A 19,731-nucleotide genomic window follows, 5' to 3' on the forward strand; every position below is an offset into this window, starting at 1 on the left:
GCAGCCTTACAGGTAGTTGGCGTTGGCAGCGTCCAGGGTGCCCTGGGCCTGCATGATCAGTTCGCAGAATTCACGGGCGGCCCCTTCGCCGCCGCGCGCCTGGGTCACGCCCTGGGCGTGCTGGCGAACGAACGGCGCGGCGTTGGCTACCGCCATGCCCAGGCCCACGCGGCGAATCACCGGCAAGTCTGGCAGGTCGTCGCCCAGATAGGCGACCTGATCATAGCTTAGGCCCAGTTCGGCGAGCAGGCCGTCAAGAACCACCAATTTGTCCTCGCGGCCCTGGAAAAGGTGAGGAATACCGAGGTTCTTCGCGCGGCGCTCGACCACCGGGGTCTTGCGCCCGCTGATGATTGCGGTGGTTACGCCCGAGGCCATGAGCATCTTGATGCCCTGGCCATCGAGGGTGTTGAAGGTCTTGAATTCGCTGCCATCTTCGAGGAAATACAGGCGACCGTCGGTGAGCACGCCGTCGACGTCGAACACCGCCAGCTTGATGGCCTTGCCCCGTTGCATGAGGTTCTGGTTCATTTACATCACTCCGGCGCGCAGCAGATCGTGCATGTTGAGGGCACCGGTCGGCCGGTCGTCGCGGTCCACGACCACCAGGGCGCCGATCTTGTGGTCTTCCATGATCTTCAGGGCTTCGGCAGCGAGCATCTCGGCGCGGGCAGTCTTGCCGTGCACGGTCATCACGTCGTCGATCAGCGTGGTGTGCACGTCGATATTGCGATCGAGGCTGCGGCGCAGGTCGCCGTCGGTGAACACCCCGGCCAGGGTGCCATTGGCTTCGACGATCACGGTCATGCCCAGGCCTTTGCGGGACATTTCAAGGAGTGCGTCCTTGAGCAGGGTGCCGCGTGCCACCTGGGGCAGTTCGTCGCCGGTGTGCATGACATTCTCGACCTTGAGCAGCAGGCGACGGCCCAGCGCGCCACCGGGGTGCGAGAAGGCGAAGTCCTCGGCAGTGAAGCCGCGGGCTTCGAGCAGGGCGATCGCCAGGGCATCGCCCAGTACCAGCGATGCCGTGGTGGAGGAGGTCGGCGCCAGGTTCAGCGGGCAGGCCTCCTGGGCAACACGGGCGTCGAGGTTGACCTCGGCGGCCTGGGCCAGGGGCGAATCAGGGTTGCCGGTGAGGCTGATCAGCTTGATACCCAGGCGCTTGATCAAGGGCAGCAGCGTGACGATTTCGGCGGTGCTGCCGGAGTTCGACAGGGCCAGGATGACATCGTCGCGGGTGATCATGCCCATGTCGCCATGGCTGGCCTCGGCCGGATGCACGAAAAACGCAGGCGTGCCAGTGCTGGCCAGGGTGGCGGCGATCTTGTTGCCGATGTGCCCGGACTTGCCCATGCCGACCACGACGACCCGGCCCGTGCTTGCCAGGATCAGTTCGCAGGCCTTGACGAAATTGTCGTCGATGCGCGCCAACAGGGCCTCTACGGCCTCGAGTTCCAGGCGCAAGGTGCGTTGGGCGGATTGGATCAGCTCGCTGGATTGGCTCATGTCGAAAAAGCAATGCCTGATGAAAAGGCGGCGATTATAGCCGCAATGAAAGAAACCCTCACCCTTTCGATTGCTGTGACGAATGTCATCAAAGCCTGTCTCAGGGCTGAACGACTCGCTCCCCGGCCTTGGGGCGGCGCTGTCAGCGGTGCTATAGTTCGCCGCTATTCGGCCTGCCACGGGCGCGTGTGCCTTCAAGAAGAGGGCCGGCGTCCATTAGGACGAGGCTGCACTAGCAAGGAGTCTAGATGAGTGTGGATAGCGCCTACGCGGTCGAGTTGAAGGGGGTATCCTTCAAGCGCGGTTCGCGCAGCATTTTCAGCAATGTCGACATCCGCATCCCGCGCGGCAAGGTCACCGGCATCATGGGGCCATCGGGTTGCGGCAAGACCACGTTGCTACGCCTGATGGGCGCGCAGTTGCGCCCGTCCGGTGGCGAGGTGTGGGTAGCGGGGCAGAATCTGCCGACGCTGTCGCGCAGCGACCTGTTCGACGCGCGCAAGCAGATGGGCGTGCTGTTTCAGAGTGGCGCGCTGTTCACTGACCTCGATGTGTTCGAGAACGTCGCCTTCCCGCTGCGCGTGCATACCCAGCTGTCGGAAGAAATGATCCGTGACATCGTGCTGATGAAGCTGCAGGCCGTGGGCCTGCGCGGAGCCATCGACCTGATGCCAGACGAGCTGTCCGGTGGCATGAAGCGCCGGGTGGCGTTGGCCCGTGCGATTGCCCTGGACCCGCAGATTCTCATGTATGACGAGCCGTTCGTCGGCCAGGACCCGATCGCCATGGGCGTATTGGTGCGCCTGATCCGCCTGCTCAACGATGCACTGGGCATCACCAGCATTGTCGTTTCCCACGACCTGGCCGAAACCGCCAGCATTGCCGACTATATCTACGTGGTCGGTGATGGTCAGGTGCTGGGGCAGGGCACGCCCGACGAACTGATGGGCTCGGACAACCCGCGTATTCGCCAGTTCATGAAGGGCGATCCGGACGGTCCGGTACCCTTCCACTTTCCCGCGCCTGATTACCGCGCCGACCTGCTGGGGGCGCGTTGATGCGCAGAAAATCCTTACTCGAACGTGTTCGCCTGTTCGGTCGCTCGGCGATCGACGTGGTGGCGGTGCTCGGGCGTTCCTGCCTGTTCCTGTTTCACGCGCTGGTCGGGCGTGGCGGCATTGGCGGTGGTTTCCAGCTGCTGACCAAGCAGCTGTATTCGGTGGGCGTGCTGTCGCTGGCGATCGTTGCCGTGTCCGGCGTGTTCATCGGCATGGTCCTGGCGCTGCAGGGTTACAGCATCCTGACCAAGTACGGTTCGGAGCAGGCGGTCGGGCAGATGGTTGCCTTGACCCTGCTGCGTGAGCTCGGGCCGGTGGTGACCGCCTTGCTGTTCGCTGGCCGTGCGGGCTCCGCGCTGACCGCCGAGATCGGCAACATGAAGTCCACCGAGCAGTTGTCTAGCCTCGAGATGATTGGCGTCGACCCGCTCAAGTACATCATCGCGCCGCGATTGTGGGCCGGTTTCATCTCGCTGCCGCTGCTGGCGCTGATTTTCAGCGTGGTCGGCATCTGGGGTGGTTCGTGGGTCGCAGTCGACTGGCTGGGCGTGTACGAGGGCTCGTTCTGGGCCAACATGCAGAACAGTGTTTCCTTTACCGACGACGTGCTGAACGGCTTGATCAAGAGCCTGGTGTTCGCCTTCGTCACCACCTGGATTGCCGTGTTCCAGGGGTACGACTGTGAGCCCACCTCAGAAGGGATCAGCCGCGCCACCACCAAGACCGTGGTCTATGCCTCGTTGGCAGTCCTGGGTCTGGACTTTATTCTGACCGCCTTGATGTTTGGAGATTTCTGATGCAAAACCGCACCCTGGAAATCGGTGTCGGCCTGTTCCTCCTGGCCGGGATCCTGGCGCTGCTGCTGCTGGCCCTGCGTGTCAGCGGGCTGTCGGCCAGCCCGAGCAGTGATACCTACAAAGTTTATGCGTACTTCGACAATATCGCCGGTTTGACGGTCAGAGCTAAAGTGACCATGGCCGGTGTGACGATCGGCAAGGTCACCGCCATCGATCTGGACCGTGATTCCTACACCGGTCGGGTGACGCTGCAGCTGGACAAGACCGTCGACAACCTGCCGACCGACTCCACTGCCTCGATCCTGACCGCCGGGTTGCTGGGCGAGAAGTACATCGGCATCAGCGTGGGCGGCGAAGATCAGGTGCTCAAGGATGGCGCGACCATCCACGACACCCAGTCGGCCCTGGTGCTGGAAGATCTGATTGGCAAGTTCCTGCTCAACTCCGTTGGCAAGGAACCGAAAGAAGCGCAACCGGCTAATTAAGGAGTTTCCATGATTTCGATACTGCGACGTGGCCTGCTGGTCCTGCTGGCGGCCTTCCCCCTGCTGACCCTGGCGGCACAGACGCCCCACGAGGTGGTTCAAGGCACGACCAACGAACTGCTGGGTGACCTCAAGGCCAACAAGGAGCAGTACAAGTCCAACCCCAGCGCCTTCTACGATGCGCTCAACCGCATCCTCGGCCCGGTGGTGGACGCTGACGGTATTTCGCGCAGCATCATGACCGTCAAGTACTCGCGCAAGGCCACGCCTGAGCAGATGCAGCGCTTCCAGGAAAACTTCAAGCGCAGCCTGATGCAGTTCTATGGCAACGCCCTGCTGGAATACAACAACCAGGGCATCGTCGTCGATCCTGCCAAGGTCGATGACGGCAAGCGTGCCAGCGTCGGCATGAAGGTGACGGGCAACAACGGTGCCGTGTATCCGGTGCAGTACACCCTGGAGAACATCGCCGGCGAGTGGAAGGTGCGTAACGTCATCGTCAACGGCATCAACATCGGCAAGCTGTTCCGTGACCAGTTCTCCGACGCCATGCAGCGCAACGGCAACAACCTGGACAAGACTATCGACGGCTGGGCAGGCGAAGTGGCCAAGGCCAAGCAGGAAGCCGATCAATCGTCCGATAAGGTCGTGAAATGAGTGAAACCGGCGTAAGCATGGCCGAGCCGGGCGTACTGCGCCTGGCAGGCGTGCTGGACTATCGCAGTGGCCCGGCCTTGCGCAAGCAAGGCAAGGCGCTGGTCGAGGCTTCCAAAGAGCCGCGCCTGATCCTCGATTGCTCGGCGGTGGACAAGTCGTCGAGCGTCGGCCTGTCGCTGCTGCTGGCGTTCATCCGCGATGGCCAGGCCACTGGCAAGGTCTGCGAAGTGCGTGGAATGCCCGAAGACATGCGGGAGATTGCCGAGGTCTACGACCTCGATGAAGTGCTGGCCAGCTGATGGCCTGACACGGATGGATGGCCCCTCGGTCAGCGCAAACCTTCAGTGGGCTTCGCAGGCGAGGGGCTTTTTTGTATGATGGCCGACCCGTGCGCATCGGGCGCCGATTGAGGTTGAGCATGCAGGCCGTAGAAGTTAAAAGCTTCCTTGAAGAAAAATTGCCGGGATCCCGGGTCGAAGTTGAAGGCGAAGGCTGCAACTTCCAGTTGAACGTGATCAGCGACGAGTTGGCTGGCCTGAGCCCGGTCAAGCGTCAACAGGCGATCTATGCTCACCTTAATCCCTGGATCGCCAATGGCAGCATCCATGCGGTAACCATGAAATTTTTCAGCAGCGCAGCCTGGGCTGAGCGCACCTGAGCCAACTTGGCGGCGAGACTCCAATGGACAAACTGATTATTACTGGCGGCGCTCGCCTTGACGGCGAGATCCGCATTTCGGGCGCGAAGAACGCGGCCCTGCCGATTCTGGCGGCGACCCTGCTGGCTGACGGCCCGGTCACCGTGGGCAACCTGCCGCACCTGCACGACATCACCACTATGATCGAGCTGTTCGGGCGCATGGGCATCGAGCCTGTGATCGACGAGAAGCTGTCGGTGGAAATCGACCCGCGTACCATCAAGACGCTGGTCGCGCCGTACGAACTGGTCAAGACCATGCGCGCCTCGATCCTGGTGCTGGGCCCTATGGTCGCGCGCTTCGGCGAGGCCGAAGTGGCTCTGCCTGGCGGTTGCGCCATCGGTTCGCGCCCTGTCGACCTGCACATCCGTGGCCTGGAAGCCATGGGTGCGAAGATCGAAGTCGAAGCCGGCTACATCAAGGCCAAGGCCCCTGAAGGTGGCTTGCGCGGTGCGCACTTCTTCTTCGATACCGTCAGTGTGACCGGTACCGAGAACATCATGATGGCCGCAGCCCTGGCCAAGGGTCGCAGCGTACTGCAAAACGCTGCGCGCGAGCCTGAAGTGGTCGACCTGGCCAACTTCATCAACGCCATGGGTGGCAAGATTCAGGGCGCCGGCACCGACACCATCACCATCGATGGCGTCGAGCGCCTGCACTCGGCCACCTACCGGGTCATGCCAGACCGTATCGAGACCGGTACCTACCTGGTCGCCGCCGCCGTCACCGGTGGCCGCGTCAAGGTCAAGGACACCGACCCGACCATCCTTGAAGCAGTACTGGAAAAACTCAAGGAAGCGGGCGCCGACATCAACACCGGCGAAGACTGGATCGAGCTGGACATGCACGGCAAGCGGCCCAAGGCTGTGAACCTGCGTACCGCGCCTTACCCGGCGTTCCCGACCGACATGCAGGCGCAGTTCATCTCGCTCAACGCCATCGCCGAAGGCACTGGCGCGGTGATCGAGACGATCTTCGAAAACCGCTTCATGCACGTCTACGAAATGCACCGCATGGGCGCGCAGATCCAGGTCGAAGGCAACACGGCCATCGTCACGGGCGTCAAGGCGCTCAAAGGTGCACCGGTAATGGCCACCGACCTGCGTGCTTCGGCCAGCTTGGTGCTGTCGGCACTGGTTGCCGATGGCGATACCCTGATCGATCGCATCTACCACATCGACCGTGGTTACGAGTGCATCGAAGAAAAACTGCAGATGCTGGGCGCGAAGATCCGTCGCGTACCGGGTTAAGAGTCTGCAGGGGCAGGGTGTGGGAGCGGGCTTGCCCCGCGAAGCAGCCACCGCGGTTATGGCACCGGCTTTGCCGGTGTTCGCGGGGCGAGCCCGCTCCCACACACGAATTGTATGCGACCGGGCTTAACGCCCGGTCGGCAGTAGCCGCTTAAGGACCGACGTTTCCCATGTTGACCATCGCGCTATCCAAAGGCCGAATTCTCGACGATACCCTGCCATTGCTGGCCGAGGCCGGTATCGTGCCGACCGAGAACCCGGACAAGAGCCGTAAACTGATCATCCCCACTACGCAGGACGACGTGCGCCTGCTGATCGTGCGTGCCACCGACGTGCCGACCTATGTCGAGCATGGTGCCGCCGACCTGGGTGTGGCTGGCAAGGACGTGCTGATGGAGTACGGCGGCCAGGGCCTGTACGAGCCGCTGGACCTGCAGATCGCCTGCTGCAAGTTGATGACCGCTGGCGTGGTTGGTGCACCCGAGCCCAAGGGCCGCCTGCGCGTAGCCACCAAGTTCGTCAACGTTGCCAAGCGTTACTACGCCGAGCAAGGCCGTCAGGTCGATATCATCAAGCTGTATGGCTCGATGGAGCTGGCCCCGCTGATCAACCTCGCCGACAAGATCATCGACGTGGTCGACACCGGCAACACCCTGCGCGCCAATGGCCTGGAGCCACAGGAGATGATCGCCACGATCAGTTCGCGCCTGGTGGTCAACAAAGCCTCCATGAAGATGCAGCATGCCCGGATCCAGAGCCTGATCGACACCCTGCGCAAAGCTGTCGAATCGCGACACCGCGGCTAAGACGCTCTACCTCCTGCGCGCGACCTCCGCTGTCGCGCCCGTCTATCCGCGTCATAGCCACTTTTCTCAGGTGCCCGCGCGGATGGACTGGTAGCCTAGGGCGCCTGAGCATTCGCTAATAATCGAGGCCCTCGCCATGACCGTGTCCACTGCAATTGCCCGTCTCAACGCCGCTGATCCGGATTTCGCCCGACATCTGGATCATCTGCTGAGCTGGGAAAGTGTGTCTGATGACGCGGTCAACCAGCGCGTGCTCGACATCATCAAGGCCGTGCGCGAGCGTGGCGATGCGGCGCTGGTGGAGTTCACCCAGCGTTTCGATGGTGTTCAGGCCACCCGCATCGAAGACCTGATCCTGGGCCGTGAGCGCCTTGAGCTGGCGCTGACCCGCATCACCCCGGCGCAGCGTGAGGCCCTGGAAAAGGCCGCCAACCGCGTGCGTATCTACCACGAGCGGCAGAAGCAGGACTCGTGGCAGTACACCGAAGCCGACGGCACCGTGCTGGGCCAGAAGGTCACGCCGCTGGACCGCGCCGGCCTGTATGTGCCCGGCGGCAAGGCGTCGTACCCGTCCTCGGTGCTGATGAACGCCATCCCGGCCAAGGTCGCAGGTGTGACCGAGGTGGTGATGGTGGTACCGACCCCGCGTGGCGAGGTCAACGAACTGGTGCTGGCTGCAGCCTGCATTGCCGGTGTCGACCGCGTGTTCACCGTCGGCGGTGCCCAAGCCGTCGCCGCCCTGGCATATGGCACCGAGAGCGTGCCGCAGGTGGACAAGATCGTCGGCCCCGGCAACATTTATGTGGCGACTGCCAAGCGCCACGTGTTCGGCCAGGTCGGTATCGACATGATCGCCGGCCCTTCGGAAATTCTCGTGGTGTGTGACGGCCAGACTGACCCGGACTGGATCGCCATGGACCTGTTCTCCCAGGCCGAGCACGATGAAGACGCCCAGGCCATCCTGGTCAGCCCGGATGCCGAGTTCCTCGACCGCGTCGCCGCCAGCATCGACAAGCTGCTGCCGACCATGGAGCGCGCCGAGATCATCGAGAAGTCGGTCAATGGCCGCGGCGCGCTGATCCAGGTGCGTGACATGCAGCAGGCCATCGAAGTGGCCAACCGGATCGCCCCCGAGCACCTTGAGCTGTCGGTTGCAGACCCGCAAGCCTGGCTGCCGCAGATCCGCCACGCCGGCGCGATCTTCATGGGCCGCCACACCAGCGAAGCGCTGGGTGACTACTGCGCAGGCCCCAACCATGTGCTGCCGACGTCCGGCACTGCGCGCTTTTCTTCGCCACTGGGGGTGTATGACTTCCAGAAACGTTCGTCGATCATCTTTTGCTCCGAGCAGGGCGCGTCCGAGCTGGGCCACACCGCCTCGGTCCTGGCCCGTGGCGAGTCGCTGACGGCCCACGCCCGCAGCGCCGAATACCGTATCCTGACCCAAGCCAAGGGGAACTGAGCATGAGTCGATTCTGGAGCCCCTTCGTCAAGGACCTGGTGCCTTACGTGCCGGGCGAGCAACCCAAGCTGGCCCGCCTGGTCAAGCTCAACACCAATGAAAACCCTTATGGCCCGTCGCCCAAGGCGCTGGAAGCCATGCGTGGCGAGCTGAACGACAACCTGCGCCTGTACCCGGACCCGAACGGTGACCGGCTCAAGCAGGCGGTGGCCGAGTACTACGGGGTAACCCCTGGCCAGGTGTTCGTCGGCAACGGTTCGGACGAAGTGCTGGCGCACATCTTCCACGGCCTGTTCCAGCACGACGCGCCGCTGTTGTTCCCGGACATCAGCTACAGCTTCTACCCGGTCTACTGCGGCCTGTATGGCATCGCCTTCGAGCAGGTGGCGCTGGACGAGCAGTTCCAGATCCGTGTCGAGGACTACAACAAGCCTAACGCTGGCATTATCTTCCCCAACCCGAACGCGCCCACCGGCTGCCTGATGCCACTGCAGGCGGTCGAGCAACTGCTGCAAGCCAACCGTGATTCGGTGGTGGTGGTGGATGAAGCCTACATCGACTTTGGTGGCGAGACGGCCATCAGCCTGGTGGACCGCTATGACAACCTGCTGGTCACCCAGACCCTGTCCAAGTCGCGCTCGCTGGCGGGTTTGCGCGTTGGCCTGGCGGTCGGCCACCCGGACCTGATCGAGGCGCTGGAGCGGATCAAGAACAGCTTCAACTCCTACCCGCTGGACCGTGCCGCGATCGTCGGTGCGGCCGTAGCGTTCGAAGACCGTGCCTACTTCGAAGAAACCTGCCGCAAGGTGATCGACAGCCGGGAAGTGCTGGTCGAGCAACTGACTGCCAAGGGCTTCGAGGTGCTGCCGTCGGCGGCCAACTTCATCTTCGCCCGTCACCCGCAACAGGATGCGGCCGAATTGGCGGCGCGCCTGCGTGAGCAGGGGGTGATCGTGCGGCACTTCAAGCAGGCGCGGATTGCCCAGTTCCTGCGCATTACCATCGGTACCCCGGAAATGAACCAGGCATTGCTCGATGCGCTGAACTGATCAGGCCGGCTCAAGCAGCCGTCCGCTTTGATCGAACCCCGCCTGGCACTGGCTGCCAGGCGGGGTTTTTCACTCAGGGCGCAACGTTCAGTAGGCCACTTCCTCGATGTTGTAGGGTTGGCCGGCAGGCCTGTTGCGCACCGCCACCGGGGTGGCATCAAGTACCAGCACGTAGTCGTTGACGGTATCCATGCCGTCCGGGTCGGTCCATTGCCCGGCCGCGGCCGGTACTTGTGCAACCACATGCCCGTTCTTGAGGATGGTCAGGTAGCCCTTGGCGCTGCTGTGCCAGCGTAGACGCGCATTGGCTTCATCGGCCCTGGCCTTGCGCGCACCTGCCTTACCCAGCAGGGGGGGGCCGTCCAGTAGCCACTGGGCTTGCAGCGCCTGGCCCATGTGGCGCAGGACGGTGGGCGCCACCGAGGTCTGCGCGGCAAGGCAATACAGGTTGTTTGGCCCGGGGTTTTCTTCTGGGAGGATGGGCTCGGTCAGCTCTTCGTTCATCGGTTTGTTGCTGGCGATGAAGGTGGTCTTTTCCTGCTCGGTGACGCCACCATGGCCCTTGCCCCGATAGTCGCGGCCATGGTCGGTACTGACAATCACCAGCCAGTCTTCTTGCGGGTGATTGCGGCGCCGTTCGTCGACCTTGTCCAGCAGTCTCCCCAGCCGGTTATCGGCATTGCGCAGTGCCTGTTGGTAGCGCTCGCCGAAGCCTGTAGCGTGGCCGGCTTCATCAGGTTCGCCCAGCTCAATGAAGGTGAAGTCGGCAGGCGTGCTGCCGAGAATCTGCAGTGCTCGCAGGGTGACCTGTTCATCGGACAAGCCGCTTTCGCGCACATCGTTGCCATGGGCATCTTCGAGCAAAAATGCGGTGTTGATGGGCGACCTGTGCACCACACTGGCGAGGTAGGCTGTCGGCAGTGCCTCACGCAGCCGTTTGAACAAGCTGGGAAATGCCGGGTCGACTCGCAGCGACTCGGCATTGGAGTCAACGCCATGCTTGTTGCTCCAGACCCCAGTGAGCAAGGTGACCCAGCCTGGGCCGCTGAGGGTGGGCTGCTCACTGGCCTTGCCGGTGATGCCGCCGGTATAGGTGTACGCGTAATACAGACGTTGCTTGAGGTGGGTGGCATCGCCCAGTGCCTCGTACTGTTCGAATTGCACACCTTGGATGCCGACGATCAGGGTTTTCGGTTCAGGCCCTTTTTGCGCCGGGCCGCAACCTGCCAGCAAGGCCAACGTCAGCAGAAGCAAGGCTGATGGTCGCATGGAGAGGCATCCTTGGAAGGTTACAGCGAGCGTTGCAATAAAGTGCGCTGCTCACAACTGGCAGAAATACCAGGTGATTTGCTGTCCGGAGCGCCATCCATTAAGCTTCGGTAATTCATCGGATGATTGGTTGAATGTGATGAGCGTAGCGTTGACCAAGCGTTCCCTGGTCGAACTCGCCGTGGAGCGCATGCGTGAGCGCATCCTTCAGGGCGACTGGCAGGTAGGGCAGCGACTGCCGACCGAGCCTGAGCTGGCCCAGGCGCTGGGCATCAGCCGCAACACCGTGCGTGAGGCCATGCGCGTGCTGGCGTTCAGTGGCCTGGTTGAGATCAGGCAGGGCGATGGCAGTTATCTGCGTGCGGTGCAGGACCCGCTGTTGGCTGTGCAGGCGATGTCGCGTTGCACGCCTGAACAGGCGCGGGAAACCCGCCATATCCTCGAGACCGAGGCCATCGGCCTGGCGGCGTTGCGCCGCACCGACGCAGACCTGAAGGCGCTGCGTGAAGCCCTTGAAGGCAGTGCCGGGCACTTTCACGGCGACATCGATGCCTACGTGACCTGCGACCTGGTGTTCCACCAGCGCCTGGTCGATGCCGCCCACAACCCTGCATTGAGCGAGTTGTACCGGTATTTCTCCGGTGTGGTGGCGGCAGCGCTGCAACACAACATGGCCACCGTCCCACGCTGCCAGTCCACGTTCGATCTGCACGGGGAAATCCTCGATGCCATCGAGCAACGTGATGCGGAGCGGGCCAAGCGCCTGAGCCGCACCCTCATCGAATCTTGACCCAGAGAAGGCCATGGCTGAATCCATCACCCGTAGCACCCCCACCGGCGAGCGGGAACTCGACGAACTGTTGATCGACGCCGAAGCCGATGACGAGCAGGTTCAGCAGCAGCCTGTGCTACTGCGCAGGCCCTGGCTGTTGTTGCTGGGCCTGGTGCTGGTGGCGCTGAACCTGCGCCCGGCGTTGTCGAGCATGGCCCCGGTACTCGGCCTGGTTTCCGAGGGCTTGGGCCTGAGCGCGTCGCAGGCGGGCCTGCTGACCACCTTGCCAGTGCTGTGTCTGGGCTTGTTTGCGCCGCTGGCGCCGGTCCTGGCGCGGCGTTTTGGCAGTGAGCGGGTGATTTTCGGCATTCTCCTCACCTTGGCCTTGGGCATTGTGGTGCGCAGCGCGTTTGGGACGGCCGGGGTATTCCTGGGCAGCCTCATGGCCGGCGCCAGTATTGGCATCATCGGCGTGCTGTTGCCGGGCATCGTCAAGCGCGATTTCCCGCAGCACGCCGGGACGTTGACCGGCGTGTACACCATGGCCCTGTGCCTGGGCGCAGCCATGGCAGCCGGCGCCACGGTGCCCCTGGCTCAACGCTACGAGGGCAGTTGGGCGCTGGGGCTAGGCTTCTGGGCGGTGCCGGCACTGCTGGCCATGCTCGTCTGGATACCGCAGGCGCGCCAGGGGCACGGCCTGCACAAGGTTGCTTATCGGGTGCGTGGCCTTTGGCGCGACCCCTTGGCCTGGCAGGTGACTTTGTACATGGGCCTTCAGTCATCGCTGGCCTATATCGTCTTCGGCTGGTTGCCGTCGATTCTGATTGGCCGCGGCCTGAGCCCGACCGAGGCGGGGCTGGTGTTGTCGGGGTCGGTAATCGTGCAATTGGTCAGCTCGCTCAGTGCGCCTTGGCTGGCAACACGCGGCAAGGATCAGCGCCTGGCTATCGTGATCGTCATGCTGGTTACCTTGGCCGGCCTGTTCGGTTGCCTGTATGCGCCGATTTCAGGGCTGTGGGGCTGGGCTGTGCTGCTGGGCCTGGGGCAGGGCGGCACCTTTGCCCTGGCGCTGACGTTGATCGTGCTGCGTTCGAAGGATGCACATGTGGCAGCGAACCTGTCGAGCATGGCCCAGGGGGTAGGGTACACCTTGGCGTCGATGGGGCCGTTTGCAGTGGGCCTGGTGCACGATATGACCGGTGGCTGGGCGGCAGTGGGGTGGATTTTTGCCGTGCTGGGCATAGGTGCTATTGGTTTCGGGCTTGGCGCAGGGCGCGCGTTGCATGTGCAGGTGACCAGCGAAAAAGTCTGATGCTGATTCTGTCCATGCTTGCCCCGCGAAAGGGCCAGCACTGGCGCAAGCGCAGCGGGCAGATTATCTTGCATCCTTCTATTCCCAGGATGGACCTGCCCTCATGAGCGATGCCAACCGCGACCTGATCACCCGCTTCTACCAGGCCTTCCAGCGCCTGGACGCCGAGGCTATGGTGGCCTGCTACAGCGACGACATCGTGTTCAGCGACCCGGTCTTCGGCACCCTGCGCGGTCAGGATGCCGGCGACATGTGGCGGATGCTGACCACGCGCGCCAAGGGCTTCACCCTGAAGTTCGACAACGTTCGCGCGGATGCGCACAGTGGTAGCGCGCACTGGGTCGCGAGCTACCTGTTCAGCCAGACCGGCCGCACCGTGGTCAACGATATCCAGGCGCGGTTTGTCATCCGTGACGGGTTGATCTGTCAGCATGACGACAGTTTCGACCTCTGGCGCTGGTCGCGTCAGGCACTGGGCGCGCCAGGTGTGCTGCTCGGCTGGACGCCGCTGTTGCAGAACAAGGTACGCCAGCAGGCGTTCAAGGGGCTGCGGGCTTACCAGCACCAGCAGGGCAACGTACCCACTCCGTGACGCAAAGAGCAGCTGTCGTGAGCGAAGAAGTACCGAATCAGGCCGTCAAACCCTGGTATGTCTACCTGGTGCGTGCGGCCAATGGGTCGCTGTACTGCGGGATCAGTGACGACCCGCAGCGGCGCTTTCTGGCGCATCAAAAGGGGCAGGGCGCGCGTTACTTCAAGACCAGCCCGGCGCAGGCGCTGGTGTATGTCGAGCAGTGGCCGGACAAAGGCGAAGCGTTGCGCCAGGAGCGCCTGGTGAAGCGGCTGCGCAAGTCGGCCAAGGAGGCGCTGGTGGCGTCTTATCAGGTTTAGAGTGCGCCCCCGGCGATATCAGTCCTTACGCCGCTTCAACTGGTCCACCAACTGCGTCGGCAGCCCCTTGATGATCAAGGTGCCCGCCACTTCGTCATACTCCACCTTGTCCCCCAGCAAATGCGCCTCGAAGCTGATCGACAGCCCTTCGGCACGCCCGGTGAAGCGGCGGAACTGGTTGAGGGTGCGTTTATCCGCAGGGATTTCCGGCGACAGGCCGTAGTCCTTGTTGCGAATGTGATCGTAGAACGCCTTGGGGCGGTCCTCATCGATCAGGCTGGACAGCTCGTCCAGGGCAACCGGCTCGCCCAGCTTGGTCTGGCTGGTGGCGTAGTCGACCAGGGTCTGGGTCTTCTCGCGGGCCGACGCTTCGGGCAGGTCCTCGCTCTCGACAAAGTCGCTGAACGCCTTGAGCAGGGTGCGGGTTTCGCCGGGGCCGTCGACGCCTTCCTGGCAGCCGATGAAGTCACGGAAGTAGTCGGAGACTTTCTTGCCGTTCTTGCCCTTGATGAACGAGATGTACTGCTTGGAATTCTGGTTGTTCTTCCACTCGGACAGGTTGATGCGCGCTGCCAGGTGCAACTGGCCGAGGTCCAGGTGGCGCGAGGGCGTCACATCGAGTTCGGCGTTCACTGCCACGCCTTCGCTGTGATGCAGCAGGGCGATGGCCAGGTAGTCGGTCATGCCTTGCTGATAATGGGCAAACAGAATGTGCCCACCGGTGGAGAGGTTGGACTCTTCCATCAGCTTTTGCAGGTGTTCGACGGCAACACGGCTGAACGCGGCGAAGTCTTTTTCCGCATCCAGGTACTGCTTCAGCCAGCCACTGAGTGGGTAGGCGCCCGACTCACTGTGGAAGAAGCCCCACGCTTTGCCTTGCTTGGCGTTGTAACTGTCGTTGAGGTCGGCCAGCAGGTTTTCGATGGCATCGGAGGCGCCAAGCTCGGTGTCGCGTGCATGCAGCACGGCGGGGCTGCCATCGGGCTTCTTGTCGATCAGGTGAACGATGCAATGACGAATTGGCATGAAGTCCTCGGCGAGTCTGGGGCGGTGCACGGCCGCGCTGCAAAAGTCGTCCAGTTTACCCCAGAGACAAGGCGATGCAGTGGCCGGATGTTGGCAGAAATGCCGGTTGTTCGTTTTTTGTTCAGTTTTTTGCGTTTTAAGCCAAAACCCCTGAAAAACCTGCATTAAATCGATGTGCGCAGCGGATATTTATCTATTCCTGTGGTAGCTTTGCGCGGTCTTGCGCCCCTCGTGTGGCGCATTGCTGGCAGCACGCTAGCGTCGTGTCGAACCAAACGCCGATTTACGTATCTACATACCCGAATTGGCGCGGCCCTCCAGAATTCAGGGGCTGGCCCGATCACGTCGTAGCTCGCTGCATAACTACTGAATTTGATAGGGAAGGAACATCACCATGGCATTGACCAAAGACCAACTGATTGCCGACATCGCCGAGTCGATCGCCGCGCCAAAAGCCACCGCCAAGAACGCACTGGAGCAACTGGGCCAGATCGTTGCTGACCAACTGGAAAACGGCGCTGAAATCACCCTGCCAGGCATCGGCAAGCTGAAAGTCTCCGAGCGTCCTGCCCGTACCGGCCGCAACCCTTCGACTGGCGCTGCCATCGAAATCGCTGCCAAGAAAGTCGTCAAGTTCGTCCCAGCCAAAGTGCTGACCGATGCCATCAACAAGTAATTGTTGAAGCGTTGACCAAACCGCGTCCGGCTTGCCCGAACGCGGTTTTTTTTCATCCTTGCGTTTTGCGTCGCGCGTGCCAGGCCTGGCGAGCGTTGTCGTCCTGGAAGCTCCAGGCGACCATGCGGCTCTGCTTTTGCCCTTGGCCCATATCGACAATGCGCACAGCCTTGGCGCCGGCCTTTTTCAGCGCCGCTTCGATGCCTGGCAGGTTGCTGGCCTTGGACACCAGGCTGGTGAACCACAGCACGCTTGCGCCGTACTGCGCGCTTTCCCCGACCAATTGGGTCACGAAGCGGATCTCGCCGCCCTCGCACCACAGTTCGTTGTTCTGGCCGCCGAAATTGAGCACGGGCAGTTTGCGCTTGGGGTCCTGCTTGCCCAGGTTCTTCCACTTGCGCTGGCTGCCGCGGGTGGCCTCCTCGCGTGAAGCATGGAAGGGCGGGTTGCACAGGGTCAGGTCGAAGCGCTCGTCGTCCTGCAGCAAGCCGCTGAGGATGTGCGTGCGGTTGGCCTGTTGGCGCAAGCTGATGGCTTTGTTCAGGCCGTTGGCCTGGACGATGGCCTTGGCCGAAGCCAATGCCACGGGGTCGATGTCCGAGCCCAGGAAGCGCCAGCGGTAGTCGCTGTGGCCGATCAGCGGGTAGATGCAGTTGGCCCCCACGCCGATATCCAGTACGCGTATCTGGGCGCCTTTGGGGATCTCGCCGGCGTTGTCATCGCCCAGCAGGTCGGCGAGCACGTGGATGTAGTCGGCGCGCCCGGGGATGGGTGGGCACAGGTAGTCGGCGGGGATGTCCCAGTGCTGGATGCCGTATTGGGCCTTGAGCAGAGCGCGGTTGAACACCCGTACCGCTTCGGGGTTGGCAAAGTCGATGCTGGGCTTGCCGTGCGGGTTGGTGATGGTGAAGCGGGCCAGGTCGGGGTGGGCCTTGATCAGGCTGGGGAAGTCATAGCGACCCTGGTGGCGGTTGCGCGGGTGCAGGGTGGGTTTTTCGGTCATGGTCGGATCCGGTGTTGCAGGCCGTGGGGCTGCTTTACAGCCCTTTCGCGACACAAGGCCGCTCCTACAGGATAGCGGCGCCCTTCAAACCGGCGCCGTCCCTGTAGGAGCGGCCTTGTGTCGCGAAAGGGCCGCAAAGCGGCCCCAGCGGTCTATCAGATTGTTACAGCGCAGCAATACGCGCATGCTGCTCGGTGAAGTTGGCCAGGGCCTGTTCGGACTCGGCCAGCTTGGCGCGTTCCTTTTCGATCACCGCAGGCGGTGCCTTGTCGACGAACGCCGCGTTGGACAGCTTGCCGCCGACGCGCTGGACTTCACCCTGCAGACGCTGGATCTCCTTGTTCAGGCGAGCCAGTTCGGCGTCCTTGTCGATCAGGCCGGCCATGGGCACCAGCACCTGCAGATCGCCCACCAGCGCGGTGGCCGACAGTGGCGCTTCGTCGGCATCGCCGAGCACGGTGAACGACTCGACTTTGGCCAGTTTCTTCAGCAGGGCTTCGTTTTCCTGCAGGCGACGCTGGTCATCGGCATTGGCGTTCTTCAGGAACAGTGGCAGCGGCTTGCCCGGGCCGATGTTCATTTCGGCGCGGATGTTGCGCAGGCCGACCATCAGTTCCTTGAGCCACTCGATGTCGCCTTCGGCGGCAGCATCGATGCGGCTTTCGTTGGCCACCGGCCACGGCTGCAGCATGATGGTCTTGCCCTGGACGCCGGCCAGCGGCGCGATGCGCTGCCAGATTTCTTCGGTGATGAACGGCATGAACGGGTGTGCCAGGCGCAGTGCCACTTCCAGCACACGCACCAGGGTGCGACGGGTGCCGCGGGCGCGCTCGACGGGGGCGTTCTCGTCCCACAGTACCGGCTTGGACAGCTCCAGGTACCAGTCGCAGTACTGGTTCCAGATGAATTCGTACAGGGCCTGGCTGGCCAGGTCGAAGCGGAACTGCTCGAGCTGGCGGGTCACTTCGGCTTCGGTACGCTGCAACTGCGAGATGATCCAGCGGTCGGCCAGCGAAAGCTCGCAGGCTTCACCGTTCTGTCCGCAGTCCTCGCCCTTGTCCAGCACGTAGCGGGCGGCGTTCCAGATCTTGTTGCAGAAGTTGCGGTAGCCTTCGACGCGGCCCATGTCGAACTTGATGTCACGGCCGGTGGAGGCCAGCGAGCAGAAGGTGAAGCGCAGGGCGTCGGTACCGTAGCTGGCGATGCCTTCAGGGAACTCGGCCTTGGTCTGCTTGGCGATCTTCTCGGCAAGCTTGGGCTGCATCATGCCGCTGGTGCGTTTTTCCAGCAGGGCGTCGAGGGTGATGCCGTCGACGATGTCCAGCGGGTCAAGGACGTTGCCCTTGGACTTGGACATCTTCTGGCCCTGGCCGTCCCGCACCAGGCCGTGTACGTACACGGTCTTGAACGGAACCTGCGGGGTGCCGTCCTCGTTCTTGATCAGGTGCATGGTCAGCATGATCATGCGCGCAACCCAGAAGAAGATGATGTCGAAGCCGGTCACCAGCACATCGGTGGAGTGGAACTTCTTGAGGAACTCAGTCTGTTCCGGCCAGCCCAGCGTGGAGAAGGTCCACAGGCCCGAGCTGAACCAGGTGTCCAGCACGTCATCGTCCTGACGCAGGGCAACGTCGGCGCCCAGGTTGTGCTTGGCACGTACTTCAGCCTCGTCGCGGCCGACATAGACCTGGCCGGCCTCGTCGTACCAGGCAGGGATGCGGTGGCCCCACCACAGCTGGCGGCTGATGCACCAGTCCTGGATGTCGCGCATCCAGGAGAAGTACATGTTTTCATACTGTTTGGGCACGAACTGGATGCGGCCATCTTCCACGGCAGCGATGGCAGGCTCTGCCAGCGGCTTGGTGGAGACGTACCACTGGTCGGTCAGCCACGGTTCGATGACGGTGCCCGAACGGTCGCCTTTCGGCACTTTCAGGGCGTGGTCGTCGATGCTGACCAACAGGCCCTGGGCGTCCAGGTCGGCGACGATCTGCTTGCGCGCGACAAAGCGGTCGAGGGTGGCGTACTGGGCGGGCAGGGTGGTGTCGACCTGCTCGTTGACGCTGCCGTCGAGGTTGAAGGCCTGGGCACTGGCCAGGACCATCGCGTTCTTGTCGAAGATGTTCAGCAGCGGCAGGTTGTGGCGCTTGCCGACTTCGTAGTCGTTGAAGTCGTGAGCCGGGGTGATTTTCACACAGCCGGTGCCGAATTCAGGGTCGCAATAATCGTCGGCGATGATCGGGATGCGGCGGCCGACCAGCGGCAGCTCGACGAACTTGCCGATCAGGGCCTGGTAGCGTTCGTCGGTCGGGTTGACCGCGACAGCCGCATCACCCAGCAGGGTTTCCGGACGCGTGGTGGCAACCACCAGGTAGTCCTTGCCCTCGGCGGTCTTGGCGCCGTCGGCCAGCGGGTAGCGCAGGTTCCACAGGTGGCCCTTCTCGTCGTGGTTTTCCACTTCGAGGTCGGAGATTGCCGTGTGCAGCTTGGTGTCCCAGTTGACCAGGCGCTTGCCGCGGTAGATCAGGCCGTCTTCGTGCAGGCGCACGAAGGCTTCCTTGACCGCTTCGGACAGGCCATCGTCCATGGTGAAGCGCTCACGGCTCCAATCGACCGACGAGCCCAGGCGGCGGATCTGACGGCTGATGTTGCCGCCGGACTGATCCTTCCATTCCCAGACTTTTTCCAGGAACTGTTCGCGGCCCAGGTCATGACGGCTCTGGCCTTTGGCTTCGAGCTGACGCTCGACCAGCATCTGCGTGGCGATACCGGCGTGGTCGGTACCCGGCTGCCACAGGGTGTCGCGACCCTGCATGCGGCGGAAGCGGATCAGGGCGTCCATGATCGCGTTGTTGAACCCATGGCCCATGTGCAGGCTGCCGGTCACGTTCGGCGGTGGGATCATGATGGTGTAGGACTCGCCTGCACCTTGTGGAGCGAAATAGTTCTCGGACTCCCAGGTGTTGTACCAGGAAGTTTCGATGGCGTGCGGCTGGTAGGTCTTATCCATGCGCG

The 19,731-nt window shown here is 62.8% G+C and carries 21 protein-coding genes; 15 read left to right on the plus strand and 6 right to left on the minus strand.

Annotation, left to right across the window (positions count from 1 at the left end; all coding sequences use genetic code 11):
• Positions 1-6: 6 nt before the first annotated feature.
• Together HU770_RS01350 and HU770_RS01355 are read right to left on the minus strand one after the other, a co-directional pair.
• Positions 7-531 carry an HAD family hydrolase gene (locus HU770_RS01350; RefSeq protein WP_033701094.1) on the minus strand — a complete coding sequence of 175 codons (525 nt, stop codon included), beginning with the start codon at positions 529-531 and terminating at the stop codon, positions 7-9.
• Positions 532-1,506 carry a KpsF/GutQ family sugar-phosphate isomerase gene (locus tag HU770_RS01355; RefSeq protein ID WP_033701093.1) on the minus strand — a complete coding sequence of 325 codons (975 nt, stop codon included), beginning with the start codon at positions 1,504-1,506 and terminating at the stop codon, positions 532-534.
• A gap of 248 nt (positions 1,507-1,754) precedes the next feature.
• Here HU770_RS01355 and HU770_RS01360 point away from each other — a divergent pair, with 248 nt between their 5' ends.
• The 10 genes from HU770_RS01360 (at position 1,755) to hisC (ending at position 9,767) form a co-directional block, all read left to right on the plus strand.
• Entirely contained in the window at positions 1,755-2,564 is an 810-nt protein-coding gene (locus HU770_RS01360; protein WP_033701092.1) for an ATP-binding cassette domain-containing protein, read from the plus strand.
• Complete coding sequence (gene mlaE, locus HU770_RS01365) at positions 2,564-3,361, plus strand: lipid asymmetry maintenance ABC transporter permease subunit MlaE (protein WP_033701089.1); 798 nt, start codon at positions 2,564-2,566, stop codon at positions 3,359-3,361. Before HU770_RS01360 ends, mlaE begins: the two co-directional genes overlap by 1 nt.
• On the plus strand, positions 3,361-3,846 hold the full coding sequence (gene mlaD / locus HU770_RS01370; RefSeq protein WP_016501327.1) for an outer membrane lipid asymmetry maintenance protein MlaD: 486 nt from the start codon (positions 3,361-3,363) through the stop codon (positions 3,844-3,846). The genes mlaE and mlaD overlap by 1 nt, the downstream gene beginning before the upstream one ends.
• Before the next feature lie 9 nt (positions 3,847-3,855).
• Positions 3,856-4,503, plus strand: a complete 648-nt coding sequence (locus tag HU770_RS01375; protein ID WP_186657063.1) for an ABC transporter substrate-binding protein — start codon at positions 3,856-3,858, stop codon at positions 4,501-4,503.
• Entirely contained in the window at positions 4,500-4,802 is a 303-nt protein-coding gene (locus HU770_RS01380; RefSeq protein ID WP_033701086.1) for an STAS domain-containing protein, read from the plus strand. Before HU770_RS01375 ends, HU770_RS01380 begins: the two co-directional genes overlap by 4 nt.
• A gap of 119 nt (positions 4,803-4,921) precedes the next feature.
• Complete coding sequence (locus HU770_RS01385; protein ID WP_003255121.1) at positions 4,922-5,161, plus strand: BolA family protein; 240 nt, start codon at positions 4,922-4,924, stop codon at positions 5,159-5,161.
• A gap of 23 nt (positions 5,162-5,184) precedes the next feature.
• Positions 5,185-6,450 carry a UDP-N-acetylglucosamine 1-carboxyvinyltransferase gene (gene murA / locus HU770_RS01390; protein WP_033701085.1) on the plus strand — a complete coding sequence of 422 codons (1,266 nt, stop codon included), beginning with the start codon at positions 5,185-5,187 and terminating at the stop codon, positions 6,448-6,450.
• 170 nt (positions 6,451-6,620) lie between these two features.
• A complete protein-coding gene (gene hisG, locus HU770_RS01395; RefSeq protein WP_033701084.1) occupies positions 6,621-7,256 on the plus strand; it encodes an ATP phosphoribosyltransferase in 636 nt (211 codons plus the stop codon).
• A gap of 136 nt (positions 7,257-7,392) precedes the next feature.
• Positions 7,393-8,718: a histidinol dehydrogenase gene (hisD, locus tag HU770_RS01400; RefSeq protein WP_033701083.1), complete on the plus strand. Its 1,326-nt coding sequence runs from the start codon at positions 7,393-7,395 to the stop codon at positions 8,716-8,718.
• A 2-nt stretch (positions 8,719-8,720) separates the two neighbouring features.
• Positions 8,721-9,767 (plus strand): histidinol-phosphate transaminase, encoded by a 1,047-nt coding sequence (gene hisC, locus HU770_RS01405; protein ID WP_156310381.1) that lies wholly within the window; start codon positions 8,721-8,723, stop codon positions 9,765-9,767.
• Positions 9,768-9,854: 87 nt separating this feature from the next.
• Here hisC and HU770_RS01410 read toward each other — a convergent pair whose 3' ends face one another.
• On the minus strand, positions 9,855-11,036 hold the full coding sequence (locus tag HU770_RS01410) for an alkaline phosphatase family protein (protein ID WP_186662926.1): 1,182 nt from the start codon (positions 11,034-11,036) through the stop codon (positions 9,855-9,857).
• A 139-nt stretch (positions 11,037-11,175) separates the two neighbouring features.
• Here HU770_RS01410 and HU770_RS01415 point away from each other — a divergent pair, with 139 nt between their 5' ends.
• The 4 genes from HU770_RS01415 to HU770_RS01430 all read left to right on the plus strand — a co-directional run bounded on the left by HU770_RS01415 (position 11,176) and on the right by HU770_RS01430 (position 14,011).
• Entirely contained in the window at positions 11,176-11,826 is a 651-nt protein-coding gene (locus HU770_RS01415; RefSeq protein ID WP_186662927.1) for a FadR/GntR family transcriptional regulator, read from the plus strand.
• Positions 11,827-11,839: 13 nt separating this feature from the next.
• Positions 11,840-13,120, plus strand: coding sequence for a CynX/NimT family MFS transporter (locus HU770_RS01420; protein ID WP_186657084.1), 1,281 nt, complete (start codon positions 11,840-11,842; stop codon positions 13,118-13,120).
• A gap of 103 nt (positions 13,121-13,223) precedes the next feature.
• Positions 13,224-13,712: a nuclear transport factor 2 family protein gene (locus tag HU770_RS01425; RefSeq protein WP_186662928.1), complete on the plus strand. Its 489-nt coding sequence runs from the start codon at positions 13,224-13,226 to the stop codon at positions 13,710-13,712.
• A 17-nt stretch (positions 13,713-13,729) separates the two neighbouring features.
• A complete protein-coding gene (locus tag HU770_RS01430; protein ID WP_095064052.1) occupies positions 13,730-14,011 on the plus strand; it encodes a GIY-YIG nuclease family protein in 282 nt (93 codons plus the stop codon).
• A gap of 18 nt (positions 14,012-14,029) precedes the next feature.
• On the opposite strand, the gene yejK is transcribed toward HU770_RS01430, so the two are convergent.
• Positions 14,030-15,037 (minus strand): nucleoid-associated protein YejK, encoded by a 1,008-nt coding sequence (gene yejK / locus HU770_RS01435; RefSeq protein WP_033701074.1) that lies wholly within the window; start codon positions 15,035-15,037, stop codon positions 14,030-14,032.
• Positions 15,038-15,431: 394 nt separating this feature from the next.
• Here yejK and HU770_RS01440 point away from each other — a divergent pair, with 394 nt between their 5' ends.
• Positions 15,432-15,713, plus strand: a complete 282-nt coding sequence (locus HU770_RS01440; protein WP_003255106.1) for an HU family DNA-binding protein — start codon at positions 15,432-15,434, stop codon at positions 15,711-15,713.
• Positions 15,714-15,765: 52 nt separating this feature from the next.
• Here HU770_RS01440 and rlmF read toward each other — a convergent pair whose 3' ends face one another.
• Both rlmF and HU770_RS01450 read right to left on the minus strand, forming a co-directional pair.
• Positions 15,766-16,716, minus strand: coding sequence for a 23S rRNA (adenine(1618)-N(6))-methyltransferase RlmF (rlmF, locus tag HU770_RS01445; RefSeq protein ID WP_186657089.1), 951 nt, complete (start codon positions 16,714-16,716; stop codon positions 15,766-15,768).
• 163 nt (positions 16,717-16,879) lie between these two features.
• Entirely contained in the window at positions 16,880-19,726 is a 2,847-nt protein-coding gene (locus HU770_RS01450) for a valine--tRNA ligase (RefSeq protein WP_033701070.1), read from the minus strand.
• Positions 19,727-19,731: the final 5 nt, after the last annotated feature.

Origin of the sequence: Pseudomonas sp. SWRI68, from assembly GCF_014269165.1 — a bacterium.
Lineage (GTDB): Bacteria > Pseudomonadota > Gammaproteobacteria > Pseudomonadales > Pseudomonadaceae > Aquipseudomonas > Aquipseudomonas capeferrum.